The sequence below is a fragment of the Proteus sp. GOKU genome (genome assembly GCF_015475555.1).
GTDB lineage: Bacteria > Pseudomonadota > Gammaproteobacteria > Enterobacterales > Enterobacteriaceae > Proteus > Proteus mirabilis_B.
Genome location: NZ_CP034105.1, coordinates 1,490,800 through 1,503,803, shown reverse-complemented (window position 1 = coordinate 1,503,803; position 13,004 = coordinate 1,490,800). Strand labels below are relative to the sequence as shown.

Annotated in this window: 14 protein-coding genes; 8 read left to right on the top strand and 6 right to left on the bottom strand. The window is 37.7% G+C overall.

Features of this window, described 5'->3' with window-relative positions:
• The first annotated feature begins 175 nt into the window (after positions 1–175).
• The 3 genes from EHE21_RS06860 (at position 176) to yeiP (ending at position 2,858) form a co-directional block, all read left to right on the top strand.
• Positions 176–592: an NUDIX domain-containing protein gene (locus tag EHE21_RS06860; RefSeq protein ID WP_165124611.1), complete on the top strand. Its 417-nt coding sequence runs from the start codon at positions 176–178 to the stop codon at positions 590–592.
• 290 nt (positions 593–882) lie between these two features.
• Entirely contained in the window at positions 883–2,124 is a 1,242-nt protein-coding gene (gene mtr / locus EHE21_RS06855; RefSeq protein WP_194952217.1) for a tryptophan permease, read from the top strand.
• 161 nt (positions 2,125–2,285) lie between these two features.
• On the top strand, positions 2,286–2,858 hold the full coding sequence (gene yeiP / locus EHE21_RS06850; protein ID WP_088493223.1) for an elongation factor P-like protein YeiP: 573 nt from the start codon (positions 2,286–2,288) through the stop codon (positions 2,856–2,858).
• Positions 2,859–2,965: 107 nt separating this feature from the next.
• Here the strand turns inward: yeiP and EHE21_RS06845 are convergent, their stop codons facing one another.
• A complete protein-coding gene (locus EHE21_RS06845; protein WP_194952216.1) occupies positions 2,966–4,174 on the bottom strand; it encodes an RNA-guided endonuclease InsQ/TnpB family protein in 1,209 nt (402 codons plus the stop codon).
• 22 nt (positions 4,175–4,196) lie between these two features.
• Here EHE21_RS06845 and tnpA point away from each other — a divergent pair, with 22 nt between their 5' ends.
• Positions 4,197–4,613: an IS200/IS605 family transposase gene (tnpA, locus tag EHE21_RS06840; RefSeq protein ID WP_194952215.1), complete on the top strand. Its 417-nt coding sequence runs from the start codon at positions 4,197–4,199 to the stop codon at positions 4,611–4,613.
• 146 nt (positions 4,614–4,759) lie between these two features.
• Here tnpA and EHE21_RS06835 read toward each other — a convergent pair whose 3' ends face one another.
• Both EHE21_RS06835 and EHE21_RS06830 read right to left on the bottom strand, forming a co-directional pair.
• Positions 4,760–5,014, bottom strand: coding sequence for a hypothetical protein (locus tag EHE21_RS06835; protein ID WP_228766741.1), 255 nt, complete (start codon positions 5,012–5,014; stop codon positions 4,760–4,762).
• Between the two features lie 341 nt (positions 5,015–5,355).
• The gene (locus EHE21_RS06830) at positions 5,356–5,667 is read right to left on the bottom strand and encodes a hypothetical protein (protein ID WP_194952213.1); all 312 of its coding nucleotides are present in this window, start codon (positions 5,665–5,667) and stop codon (positions 5,356–5,358) included.
• Between the two features lie 346 nt (positions 5,668–6,013).
• Here EHE21_RS06830 and EHE21_RS06825 point away from each other — a divergent pair, with 346 nt between their 5' ends.
• Together EHE21_RS06825 and mepS are read left to right on the top strand one after the other, a co-directional pair.
• On the top strand, positions 6,014–6,721 hold the full coding sequence (locus EHE21_RS06825; protein ID WP_194952212.1) for a phosphatase PAP2 family protein: 708 nt from the start codon (positions 6,014–6,016) through the stop codon (positions 6,719–6,721).
• A gap of 361 nt (positions 6,722–7,082) precedes the next feature.
• Complete coding sequence (gene mepS, locus EHE21_RS06820) at positions 7,083–7,697, top strand: bifunctional murein DD-endopeptidase/murein LD-carboxypeptidase (protein ID WP_194952211.1); 615 nt, start codon at positions 7,083–7,085, stop codon at positions 7,695–7,697.
• 129 nt (positions 7,698–7,826) lie between these two features.
• On the opposite strand, the gene EHE21_RS06815 is transcribed toward mepS, so the two are convergent.
• The 3 genes from EHE21_RS06815 to rsuA all read right to left on the bottom strand — a co-directional run bounded on the left by EHE21_RS06815 (position 7,827) and on the right by rsuA (position 10,621).
• Positions 7,827–8,174 (bottom strand): YejG family protein, encoded by a 348-nt coding sequence (locus tag EHE21_RS06815; protein WP_072062745.1) that lies wholly within the window; start codon positions 8,172–8,174, stop codon positions 7,827–7,829.
• Positions 8,175–8,694: 520 nt separating this feature from the next.
• Positions 8,695–9,879 (bottom strand): Bcr/CflA family multidrug efflux MFS transporter, encoded by a 1,185-nt coding sequence (locus EHE21_RS06810; protein ID WP_228766740.1) that lies wholly within the window; start codon positions 9,877–9,879, stop codon positions 8,695–8,697.
• Positions 9,880–9,916: 37 nt separating this feature from the next.
• The gene (gene rsuA, locus EHE21_RS06805) at positions 9,917–10,621 is read right to left on the bottom strand and encodes a 16S rRNA pseudouridine(516) synthase RsuA (RefSeq protein WP_088493228.1); all 705 of its coding nucleotides are present in this window, start codon (positions 10,619–10,621) and stop codon (positions 9,917–9,919) included.
• A gap of 181 nt (positions 10,622–10,802) precedes the next feature.
• On the opposite strand from rsuA, the gene EHE21_RS06800 reads away from it, so the two are divergent.
• Both EHE21_RS06800 and rplY read left to right on the top strand, forming a co-directional pair.
• Positions 10,803–12,566 (top strand): DEAD/DEAH box helicase, encoded by a 1,764-nt coding sequence (locus EHE21_RS06800; RefSeq protein WP_194952210.1) that lies wholly within the window; start codon positions 10,803–10,805, stop codon positions 12,564–12,566.
• 144 nt (positions 12,567–12,710) lie between these two features.
• Positions 12,711–12,995 (top strand): 50S ribosomal protein L25, encoded by a 285-nt coding sequence (gene rplY / locus EHE21_RS06795; RefSeq protein ID WP_023581385.1) that lies wholly within the window; start codon positions 12,711–12,713, stop codon positions 12,993–12,995.
• Positions 12,996–13,004: the final 9 nt, after the last annotated feature.

Sequence of the window (13,004 nt, the reverse complement as noted above, 5' to 3'; positions counted from 1 at the left end):
ATTTTTATTATGAATATTTAGGGTGCTATATATAGCATTAATTAACCTTTTATTCAGTGAAATTGGTTTTTTTCTCCTTGCGCTCGATCCCTCTGCAAAGGAGAATATCACCCGTAAAAAACGACTTATTTTATACATTAACTATAACTATATAAAAAAGAAAAAGGAGTCTTAAATGTCAGTCGTAGTCGGCGTTGGCGTGATTATTACCAATGAAAATGGTGAAGTATTATTGGGAAAACGTTGTGGAAAACATGCCCCTTATTGGTCAATTTTTGGTGGACATGTTGATGAAGGGGAAACTTTTGAGCAGTGTGCTATTCGCGAAATAGAAGAAGAAATTGGTATTGCGATCACTGCGCCACAAGTGATTGGTATTAGCAATAATCTAGAAACTTACCAGTTAGAAGGTAAACACACTGTCTCTATTTGTATGATCGCACAACACCAAGGTGACGAGCCGAAATTGATGGAACCAGATAAATGTTCTGAAATCCGCTGGTGTTCTCCAGATGATTTACCTGAACCGCACTTTGAAGCCAGCCGTAATTCCATTGCATTATGGAAAAGTAAGCAGTTTTATCAAGGTTAATTAAAAACACCTTATCACTTTCATTATTCTGGATATTTTTTGTTCAGAATAATGTTCGGATTATCTATTTCTGCGTGAATTTTCACTTATTTACTACTGTATTTCTTTATCATTTCTAATAATCATCATACTAATCTATTGATTTATATACCCCACTCTTTCTACTGTATTATTTTTACTCACTTTTTTCTTTTATAAAGCACAATAACCTCTATTTACACCTTTATAGCAAACGTGTATTCTTTACACCATCAAGCTAGTACATTGAGTCAATTTTATAAGGACATCTTATGTCAGAAGTCACATCAATAACAAAGCGCCCATCCATACTTGGTGGTGCAATGATCATTGCAGGTACCGCAGTCGGTGCTGGCATGTTTTCCATCCCTATTGTGACTTCCGGTGTCTGGTTTACCGGTTCTATTTTTCTTTTGATCTACACTTGGTTTTGTTTATTTATGTCTGGGTTAATGATCTTAGAAGTGAACCTTCATTATCCTTTAGGCTCAAGCTTTCATACCATTACCAAAGACTTATTAGGAAAAGGTTGGAGTACTATTAATGGACTATCGATTGCGTTTGTTCTTTATATTCTAACTTACGCTTATATTTCTGCGGGTAGCTCCATTATTGTGCAGAACTTTGCAGAGGTGGTCAGCGTACCACAAGCTATTGCAGGTTTAGTCTTTGCATTAATTGTTGCTTTCTTTGTTTGGTTATCAACACGTGCAGTGGATAGATTAAGCACCATTTTAATTGGCGGTATGGTAATTGCTTTTGTGTTAGCCATTGGTGGCTTATTTACAGAAGTAAAAATGCCTGTGTTATTTAACACCAATGAAAGTAATGCAAGTTATTTACCTTATGCTTTAGCCGCATTACCTTATTTACTGACCTCGTTTGGTTATCACGGCAATATTCCAGGTTTAGTAACGTATTATCGTAAAGATGGCAAAGCTGTTATGAAAAGCTTGCTTATTGGTACATTGATTTCACTGGCAATTTATATTTTATGGCAGTTTGTTGTACAAGGTAATATTCCTCGTGAAGGTTTCAAGCAAGTGATTGCTGATGGTGGGAATATTGGTAACTTATTAGCACAAATGCGTTCAACAACCGCCAATGCCACTGTATCAATGTTATTAGACTTATTCTCTTATATGGCATTAGCAAGTTCATTCTTAGGCGTGTCATTAGGATTATTCGATTACTTAGCGGACTTCTTTAAGTTTTCAAATACAGGAAGCGGTCGATTTAAATCTGCATTAGTCACATTTATACCACCGACTATTTTAGCAATTATTTTCCCTGATGGTTTCTTATATGCCATTGGTTTTGCAGGGCTTGCAGCAACAATTTGGGCTGCGATTATTCCCGCATTAATGGCTAAAGCAAGTCGTGAGCGTAATCAAAGCCAGAGCTTTAAAGCTCCCGGTGGTATGTTTATGATTGGTTTCGTGATTTTATTTGGTGTTATTAATGCCAGCGCGCATATTTTAGCGAACTTTAATCTTCTTCCCATCTACCGTTAATTTCCTTTCTAAACGCTAATATCTAAAGCCAGCCCATATTTGAGCTGGCTTTGTTTTTTCATCAAATCTTATAAAAAAATGTGCGAATAACTTGCCAAGTTTCTGCACTGCGAGTAATTTTGTCGCCATTATCGTCAATGTTATTTAATGGAAGGTTTTATATGGCAAAAGCCAATGAAATTAAACGTGGTATGGCTGTTAGTTATAACAACAAATTATTACTGGTAAAAGATATCGACATCCAAGCACCAAGTGCTCGTGGTGCAAGTACGCTGTACAAAATGCGTTTTACTGATATCCGTACAGGCCAAAAAGTAGAAGAGCGTTTTAAAGGCGATGATATGATTGATACCATCAGCTTAACGCGTCGTGCTGTTAGCTTTTCTTACATTGATGGTGATGAGTATATCTTTATGGATAATGAAGATTACACGCCATATACCTTCAAAAAAGATCAAATTGAAGATGAATTACTGTTTATTCCTGAGGAAGGCTTAGCGGGAATGCAAGTATTAACAATGGATGGTCAAGTTTTAGCATTAGAACTGCCACAAACTGTTGATATGGAAATTGTTGAAACGGTTCCAGGTATTAAAGGCGCATCTGCAAGTGCTCGTACTAAACCTGCAACATTACCAACAGGGTTAGTTATTCAGGTTCCTGAATACCTTTCTACTGGCGATAAAGTTCGTATTCATATTGCTGAACGTCGCTATATGGGTCGTGCTGACTAATCAACAGTCAAAAACCCTACTCATTAGCGCATAGCTAATGTTGCTTTAAATAGGTCAGATAATCTTGACATCCTCCCCGCCCTGAAGGACGGGGATCCCTACTGCGTTCAGACCGTAGCCTGACTCACCTCGGTGGGTTCCTGCTTCAACGGGCGGTCTGACTGCACCATCCCTCCACAGGCTAGAACGGCATGTCCTGCCGCTAAAATGTTACGAGCACCGTTGATATCCGCGTTCTCTGTATATCCGCACTTAAGGCACTCGAATTTACTTTGTGACAGACGGTTTTCTTTCGCGGTGTGACCACAGCACGCGCACCGCTGGCTGGTATATGCAGGAGGTACAGCAAGTACCTGACCACCACGCCAGAGTTGCTTGTACTCAAGCTGACGACGCATTTCATGCCAACCCTGATCTAATATCGCTCGGTTCAAACCTGATTTGGCTTTGACGTTTCGTCCGTGTTGCTCTGCTGTTCCTTTTGCCGATTTTGACATGTTACTGACCTTCAGATCCTCAATGGCAATCATTGCGTGGTTTTTGCTGATTTTCGTTGTGGCTTTGTGAAGGTAGTCTTTGCGGATATTGGCAATATGGGAATGCAGACGCTGGATTCTGCGCTTTTGTTTCTGCCAGTTGGCACTGAATTTCACTTTACGACTTAACTGGCGCTGGAGTGTTGCCAGCTTTTTCTGGCTGGTTTTGAAACTGTTAACAGGCTCGAATACCGTGCCGTCTGACAACGTAGCGAGTTTGGTTATACCTGCATCCAGACCAACCATCGTTGTTGAATCATGCTGAGGCTCGGATATTTCATACTCTGTCTGGATACTGACGTACCAGTTTCCGCATGACTGGCTGACCGTGACGTTTTTCACTTCTCCAATGACTTCACAGCTATTGCGATAGCGTATCCATCCCAACTTTGGCAAGGATATTCGACTATTGCTCTGATCGAGCTTCACCCCCTGCGGGTAGCGGAACGCATCGTTTTGCCCGCGTTTTTTGAAGCGGGGAAAAGAAGCCCGTTTTTGGAAGAAATTCTTGTAGCCGCGCTCCAAATCTTTCAAGGATTGTTGAAGCGGTTGTGATGGCGCTTTTTTTAGCCACTGTGTCTCAGGATCGGTTTTCCATTCAGTGAGCCATGAAGTCATTTTCGTGTAGGGAATAAATTTGTTTCCTGCCTCATGATTTTCATTTTGGAGTGCCAGCGCACGATTGAAAACAAAACGACAAGCCCCTGCGAAGCGCCGCATATCACGCTCCTGCTGACCATTTGGTCTTAACTGAAATTTAAAGGCTTGAAGTCGTTTCATATTCACTATTATATTTTGGTCTATGAAAAAAGAAACTGATATTCGCCGTGGTAGACACTGTGTTTTCCTGATACACATTCACTTGGTGTTTGTTACCAAATATCGGCGAAAAATATTTGATCAAGATGCCATCGAAAAGCTGAGGAATTATTTTTCCAGCGTATGTACTGATTTTGATGTTGAACTCGTTGAAATGGACAGCGAGCGGGATCATGTTCATTTGCTGGTTAACTATCCGCCAACACTATCTGTATCTAATTTAGTGAACAGTCTCAAAGAGGTATCCAGTCTATTACTGCGTCGGGATCGCCCTGATATTGCGGAACGCTACTACTACAAAGGTGTTCTGTGGAGTTCGAGTTATTTTGCAGCCAGTTGCTGCGGAGCACCGCTTTCAATCATCAAACAATATATTGAACAGCAGGAGACACCTGACTGATCTTTAAAACCTCTCGGGCTTTTCCGCATTATATCCCCGCCCTGAACGACAGAGCTTTACGGCGTGTTTGGTAAGAAACCCAATGTGACAAACGATTATTTGACTTGTTTATCTTTGCTACCTACCTCTGTCTACTCACAGACGCCTTAAAAATACTGAACGTCAATAACACCATTCTTTTGGGTATTATCCATCCAACGGATCTCAGCCTTGCCCATATCTTGAGGCAAAATAATAGTTTGTTGGGATTTATCAAAAGACGCTGGAATGATGGGTTGAGTAGATGTAAACACTTTGTTGTGTTTGTAACATTGATATTCAGCTTTATCATATGTGAAATTCATCTCACATGCAGGATCCACAATCGCACCCCGCAGATAAATCTGCCCTGTTGTTTGCATGGGATCAGACGCCCAAGCCAATGATATCGAACTGGAAACGAGAAGACTACATACTACGGTCAGATATTTTCTCATAACGACCTCACTTCTTGTTTGCGCTAGCAGGTATGGGGATCACACCTACCCGACATATTTTCATCATAGCAATAAAATATGACATTTATATAGACATAAGAAGAATATTTGATGTCTATCAAATATAAGTGTTCGATGTTTATAAATAAGAAATCAACGTTGATTAAACTTAAGTCAAATATTTTTAACTTTAATAACAGTTCTCTAAAAGTATTAAAATTTTATTTAATTAATACAATTATTGTTATTATTAGATCTATGGGAAATTAATTATAAACAATGTTCATTACAGCTAAGTTGTCATTAATCCATTTAATATCCATAGAACCTTTGTTGTTAATCAATTTAGAGCTAAAGTGCTTATTTCTTTCTAACTGATATTGAGATTCCTGCATTTCATTTCCGTTCCAACAACTTGTTTTAAAAGTATTTTTCTCTGTATCCATTAGACAATTGCCCTCAACAATTGCACCAACAAAAGTTATAGTTCCGGAGCCGATGACTTTATTTTCCTTAGCAAAAGTAGGTGTACTTAATAACAAAGTCAGGCACGTAGCTGCAACATAAAACTTATTCAAAACTAATCTCCTCTGATTATTGGGTGTGTGAATTCCACAAGCCAATATGTTATTAAAGTCCTAACTAATATCGGCTTGTTACTTTATTTATTTAACTTTTATCTTTAATTAAAGAATAGAAAAAAATTATATAACACTCAAATTACGAGTATCAAAAAAAAATATTCTAAATTTAAGTTAAGTGGGAATTAAAAAATCCAACAGAAATGAAACTAATGTATAACATTTACATAGGCAGCAAATTGCAAAGATCTATTTTTTTATTTTGGTTATAGTCCTATAATCAAACTTAAACTTATTGTGATCTAGATCACCAAATACACGCAAAATTTGTCATTTTATTACTATGAAACTTTCTAATTTTCACCAAAAAGTACTGGCCATTTTTCTACTTAATCTTGCAGGCTTAATTATTTTTTTCTCTTGGTATCTTCCAGCACAACATGGATTCTGGCTATCAATAGATACTCATATTTTTTATTTTTTTAATCAGCACATTTTACCGGATACTTTTTTCGCCTCTTTTGTGGCTTATATTAATAATAGAAAGTTTGATTTGGTTATTTTGCTGGCAATGGGTGCGTTGTACTACAATACATTCCGTAAAAAAGATTATATGGGTAAACGTCATCTTATAATTGTGGGATTAGTGATGGTAATAAGTGCTGTGCTCATCAATCAAATTGGACAAAATATCCCAATTGAAAGACCAAGTCCGACACTTCATTTTCAAGATGTACATAGAGTGGGCATAGTGACAGGTATTCCTACAAAGGATGCCTCTGGCGATAGCTTCCCGGGTGATCATGGTTTAATGCTACTTATCTTCTGTAGCTTTATATTGCGGTATCTTTCGTTCCGTTCTTTCTTATGTGCTCTTCTTATTACAGTCGTATTTTCATTACCAAGAGTTATGGCTGGCGCGCACTGGGCATCAGATATCTTAGTGGGTTCTATTTCTTTAACTTTAATTACGACGAGTTGGTTATTAATTACACCATTATCAGATATAATTGTCAGACAATTAGAAAAATATCTTCCTTTTAAAAAATAAAAGAAAAAGCACATCTAATTAATTAAAAAAGAATGAGTGTAATATGCACTTATTCTTTTGGTCATTTTTTTGACAGTTAAATGATATTATTATGACAAAATGAGATCTATTTTAAGTATTAGCACTTTATTATCTAATGTTTTGTAAATTAAACTTCTTTTCTCTCGCCATTTAGTCCCTATTTCTGTACACTTTTCTGGTTTCCTCATTATTTATTGTTTAATGTGGATATTTACGTGCTTTAGAGCACGTTTTTCGCGAAATAAGGTTGCCAGAGTTAAATTACACTATATTCTCTGGTTATTTGGTGAATAATTCATGTGCGCTTCTGCACGTAAGGATGTAAGGGAAATCTGTCACAATGAGAACAAAACCGTATATGAGAATGCTTAAGCTCATACCGGCGTTCATTGTTGTAGCTACGCTATCGGCATGTAGCTCACAGAACGCAAATTCACGCTTAGCGAATTCAAGCTCTACCCCACTTAATACATCATCAAGCACATCTATTTCCCAAGCATCACAAGATGAATTTGAATCATTGGTGAAGAATCTCGATATAAAATCTAAGATACTTGACCAATATGCAGACTGGAAAGGCGTCGCTTATCGTTTAGGCGGAGACACTAAAAAAGGCATCGATTGTTCTGCCTTTGTTCAAAGAACCTTTCTTGACCAATTTGGTGTAGAACTCCCTCGCTCAACCTCAGACCAACAGTTCTCCGGTACTCAGGTTAATAAATCAAAATTACAAGCAGGCGATCTCGTTCTATTCAAAACAGGCCGTACTATGCGCCATGTTGGAATTTACATCGGTAATGATAAATTTGTACATGCATCCACCAGCAATGGTGTAACTGTGTCAGAAATGTCTAATATCTACTGGAATAAACGTTTTTATGCAGCAAGACGTGTTATAGAGAATAATGATGCGGCACTTGTTGAAAACAACCTTTCTCAAAATGTATTAAGATAATTAATTCCCTTATATCTTATTGCAATAAAAAAGCCTCATTAAATAAACAGATAATGAGGCTTTTTTTATATTCTTGATAATGCTTAAAACACATAGTGGCTACGTTGGTTTTATAACATTAGATAGGTGTTATAAATAAGAATATGCCGTTGGAAATGGCTCAGCAATAGCGACACCCGCGTTTTTTAAGCAACATAATGCCGCACATTCATCGTCGCTATGAAGGAAAAGACAAGGAGCGCCATCCCATTCAATCACAACGCTATCAATATGGAGATTACTCAGATACTGACGCAAATTCTGTATTGCTTCATCCAGTGTCATACCATCATGACTTAGCAATTTTAAGCCAATCAGCGTATTTTGCTTTCCAGCATCATTCTCAGGCAGTATTTCTACTCTTGTGCCTGCAAAGCCCGCTAGCCACCGATAACTCAGCGGCAGCTTATGAACTACCGAAAGTTGTACATTATCCACAAATCAATCCTGTTTCATCAACACGTTAATTTAATACATCATCAATACGAGTTTGAACTGACTTGCTCACACGCATATTAGAACTTTGTTAATTATAGAACATGATTATTACAATTGTTTTACAAAAAAAGCGAAGAAACGTATCAAGCCATTCATTTGGCTTAGTGTTTGCAGGTATTCATGTCTGCAATGCTTAATCTCTTCAATTATTCTTTCATTTATTTAACATTTTATCAACCATATAAAATAATTGTATAAAATATTACGTATTCAAGTAAAACAATCCATCAATTTTTATCACGATACTTCATATCAACAAAACAATAATAGATGATTATTAAAATAAATTTTACTTAATTTAACAAAACAACAACATCAGGTATTGATTCAAATCAAAAAATCACGCTAATTTGAAACGATTCATGAAATATAGCAGAGGAAAATGTGGTGTTTTTAGAGGAAACAGAGGCAGAAAAAGAGGAGCACGCTATAAATTTCTGTTATTTATAGCGTGATATTCTTATTTATAACGACGTGCAAGCAAGATAAAACCCATAGCAAACAGTACACAAAATGCCATAGAGCTTACCATTGGCCATTCTGATTTTGCTGGTAACATAGCAATAGCTGTTCCAACTAAAGCACCAACACCAAAACGCACTGTTCCAGCAAGAGAAGAAACCGTCCCTGCCATATGTGGATAATCATCAAGAATAACAGCCATCGCATTCGATGTGATCATCGCAATACCGCCCACATACATTGCTACACCCACAACAAGGAAATAGAAATGTAAGTTAAGAGCGACCACCAGTAAGAGGAAGATCCCCATAACACATTGAATAGTTAAGCCTAGGCGCAACATCTTCAACGCACCAAATCGACGAACATAGCGCCCATTAATGCTTGTCATCACAATTAAGAAGATGATATTAAAGCCAAAATATAATCCAAATTGATCAAATGGAATACCATGTAATTCGATGTAAACAAAAGGACCAGCACTAAGGAATGAAAACATACCTGCAAAAGAAAAACCTGAAGCCAAAATATAACAAAGAACACGACGTGTTCTAAACAAACTAATAAATTGGCTAAATGTCACTCTTAAACTAAAACGTTGGCGACGCTCTTTTGGTAATGTTTCTGGAATATAAAAAGCAATTAAAGCAGATGCAATCACAGCAGCTATCGCAATACTCCAGAAAATTGCATGCCATGAAAACCAGTTCATCACCCAAGCACCTAATAATGGCGCTAATAAAGGTGCGATAGTCATAACAAGTGCAACAAAAGACATACTTCTAGAGAAATCATCTCTAGAGAACATATCTCTCATCAATGCATTAATCACAACACTTGCCGCAGCTGCCGCAAAGCCATGTAAAAAACGCATTCCAATTAGCATATCTATTGATTCAGATAATGCACATGCACTAGAGGCAAAAGCAAAAACAATTACGCCGCCCAAAATGACAGGCTTACGTCCCAAGCTATCAGCCATAGGACCATAGACTAATTGCCCAATAGCAAAGCCAAAAATATAGATACTTAATGTCATTTGCACTTTGCCACTAGGCACACCAAAATCTTGCGCTATAGTGGGTAAACTTGGCAAATACATATCTATAGCCAATGGCATAAGCATGGAAATAAGTCCCAGTATTAAAATGAGACTAAGGTACGACGAACGTTGCTGTTGCACGCAGATAAACTCCCAAAAACGACAGGATAAATAATAATTATTGAGGTAGGTGAATGCTGTTGATCTCTTCTTCTGTTAATGGACGATATTCGCCCTCAGCTAAAGTCTCATCTAATGTGATATCCCCAATACGCTCACGATGTAAAGCACTTACATGATTACCCACTGCTGCAAACATACGTTTTACTTGGTGGTATTTACCTTCACTAATAGTGAGCTTGACTTCTGTAGGTGTAATAATTTCTAACGTAGCAGGTTTGGTTAGATCTTTTTCACCGTTAAGTTGAACACCTTTTTGGAATTGTTCAGCGACACCTTCTACAATCGGCTCTTCGAGTGTGACCAGGTAGGTTTTCTCGCAGTGATGTTTTGGTGCCGTAATGCGGTGTGACCATTGACCATTATCCGTTAATAAAACAAGCCCTGTTGTATCAATATCTAAACGCCCTGCAGCATGTAATTTATGTGCCAAAGGTTCATCAATAAAATAGAGGATAGTTGGATTAACAGGATCGTCTGTTGAACATACATAGCCGATTGGCTTATTCAACATAAAGTAACGAGGTCCCAAAATTTGAGTTAAAACATTACCGTCATAAGCTACTTCTTGCTCTGGTGCAATTTTGGTTGAACCGCTTTTCACCATTTCACCATCAATTGTTACAAGCCCTGCTCTTAATTCACGAAGGATCAAGCTACGGCTAATACCCAATTGCTGGGATAAAAATTTATCTAATCGCATGAATTTCTCTGAAAAATGGAAGAATACCATCTGATATGAGGTATCTATTAAAAATGAATATTAACAATAAAACAACTAATTAATTTATAAATAAACTATCACGCTCTTTACTCCTCCCGTATTCGCGCTACCTATAAAAAAATGTTACGCTGACGCCCCGTTTGATTTCTTATGTAGAGTTATGGCTTTTACACTCAGACCTTATCAACTTGACGCTGTTAACGCGACAATCTCTTATTTTCGCCAACACAATACACCTGCGGTAATTGTATTACCTACTGGTGCAGGAAAAAGTTTAGTGATTGCTGAACTGGCTAAAAGAGCGCGCGGGCGTGTCTTGGTTTTAGCACACGTAAAAGAATTAGTAGAACAGAACCATAGCAAATATGAGGCTTATGGTCTATCTGCGGATATTTTTGCTGCGGGCTTACAACAAAAAGAGAGTAGCGGAAAAGTTGTTTTTGGTAGTGTGCAATCTGTTGCCCGTAATTTATCGCAATTTAGTGATACTTTTTCTCTTCTTATTATTGATGAATGCCATCGCATTAGTTTGTCTGAAGATAGCCAATATCAGCAAGTTATTAAACAATTACAATCCATTAATCCACAATTACGGATCTTAGGATTAACTGCAACACCTTATCGTTTACCTACGGGCTGGATTTATCAATATCATTATCACGGTATGATCAGAGGCGATGAAGATTGTTTTTTCCGTGATTGTATTTATGAATTGCCTTTGCGTTATATGATAAGTAATCATTTTTTAGTTCCGCCAACTCGCCTAGATATGCCTATTTTGCAATATGACTTTAGCCAAGTAAGAACAAGCCAAAATGGGATATTTAATGAAGAAGATCTAAATCGTGAAATAAAGAGACAAAAACGCATCACACCTCATATTGTTACTCAGATTATTGAATATGCACAAAATTGCCGAGGTGTAATGATATTTGCGGCAACGGTTGAACATGCAAAAGAGATCCTTTCTCTTTTACCACTGGATGAAGCAGCATTAGTCAGTGCTGATACCCCCTCTTCTGAACGTGACCATCTTATTTCTTGTTTTAAACAGCAACAATTACGTTATATGGTTAATGTTGCCGTACTAACAACAGGTTTTGATGCACCTCATGTTGATTTAATCGCTATCTTACGCCCCACTGAGTCTGTGAGTTTATACCAACAAATTGTAGGACGAGGATTAAGATTATTTGCAGGAAAAACCGAATGCCTGATTTTAGATTACGCAGGTAATCCTCACGATCTCTATCTACCCGAAGTTGGTACTAAAAAACCCAATCCGAATAGTAAACCGGTACAAGTTTTCTGTCCTATTTGCCAATTTGCCAATACCTTTTGGGGCATTGTAGATGCTGATGGCGATATTATTGAACACTATGGTCGACGTTGCCAAGGTTGGGAGCTCAATGATCAAGGGCAAAAACAGCAGTGTGAATTTCGTTTCCGCTTTAAATTATGCCCACATTGTAATGAAGAAAATGATATTGCAGCACGTCGCTGTGTTCATTGTGATGAGATCTTGGTTGATCCTGATGATATGCTCAAAGCAGCATTAAAACTCAAAGGGGCATTAGTTCTGCGCTGTGGTGGGATGCAATTTAAATCAGGAAATGATGCTAAAGGTGAATGGTTAGAAATTAATTATTACGACGAAGAAGGCACTTCTGTCTCTGAACGTTTTCGACTAACAACACCTGCCCAACGAAAAGTATTTGAATTAAAATTTTTACGTGAGCATCAACGCGCCCCGGGTGTTCCTTTTGTTTGGCATAATGCCAACGACATTATTAAGCAGTTTGATTTGTTGCGCCATCCTGACTTTATTGTCGCCCATAAAGGTAAAAAAGAGAGCTTCTGGAAGATAAGAAATAAGATTTTTGACTATGCTGGTCGCTACCGAAAAGCAGATACCTTGTATTAATCTGGATTTATATTTGCTGTTAGGGGACTTTTTCGTTAAAATGCGCCCCGCTTTATCTATTTTTAGATAAACCAAATCTCGAGCTTGTTGCTGGGTCGCCTGTAACAAGTATGTATTTTCTTTCTTTTTTATAAGAGAAAAAAGATGTTAACTATCAAAGCAACTGTACGTAAAGAGCAGGGTAAGGGTGCGAGCCGCCGCCTGCGTGTGGCTAACCGTTTTCCTGCTATCGTTTATGGCGGAAATGAAGAGCCAATCGCTATCGATTTAGATCACAACGAAGTTATCAACCAAGAACACAAATCAGAATTCTATTCAGATTTCGTAAACCTGGTTATCGATGGCAAAGAAACTAAAGTTAAAGTTAAAGCAGTGCAACGTCACGAGTATAAGCCAAAAATTACTCATATCGACTTCCTGCGCGCTTAATAAGCCACC

What these genes read in the sequence shown, in the direction of transcription:
- rsuA (WP_088493228.1), bottom strand. Translation starts at nt 10,621, where the DNA reads ATGCGATTAGATAAATTTTTATCCCAGCAATTGGGTATTAGCCGTAGC.
- EHE21_RS06825 (WP_194952212.1), top strand. Translation starts at nt 6,014, where the DNA reads ATGAAACTTTCTAATTTTCACCAAAAAGTACTGGCCATTTTTCTACTT.
- rplY (WP_023581385.1), top strand. Translation starts at nt 12,711, where the DNA reads ATGTTAACTATCAAAGCAACTGTACGTAAAGAGCAGGGTAAGGGTGCG.
- tnpA (WP_194952215.1), top strand. Translation starts at nt 4,197, where the DNA reads ATGAAAAAAGAAACTGATATTCGCCGTGGTAGACACTGTGTTTTCCTG.
- mtr (WP_194952217.1), top strand. Translation starts at nt 883, where the DNA reads ATGTCAGAAGTCACATCAATAACAAAGCGCCCATCCATACTTGGTGGT.
- EHE21_RS06835 (WP_228766741.1), bottom strand. Translation starts at nt 5,014, where the DNA reads ATGCAAACAACAGGGCAGATTTATCTGCGGGGTGCGATTGTGGATCCT.
- mepS (WP_194952211.1), top strand. Translation starts at nt 7,083, where the DNA reads ATGAGAACAAAACCGTATATGAGAATGCTTAAGCTCATACCGGCGTTC.
- yeiP (WP_088493223.1), top strand. Translation starts at nt 2,286, where the DNA reads ATGGCAAAAGCCAATGAAATTAAACGTGGTATGGCTGTTAGTTATAAC.
- EHE21_RS06860 (WP_165124611.1), top strand. Translation starts at nt 176, where the DNA reads ATGTCAGTCGTAGTCGGCGTTGGCGTGATTATTACCAATGAAAATGGT.
- EHE21_RS06845 (WP_194952216.1), bottom strand. Translation starts at nt 4,174, where the DNA reads ATGAAACGACTTCAAGCCTTTAAATTTCAGTTAAGACCAAATGGTCAG.
- EHE21_RS06800 (WP_194952210.1), top strand. Translation starts at nt 10,803, where the DNA reads ATGGCTTTTACACTCAGACCTTATCAACTTGACGCTGTTAACGCGACA.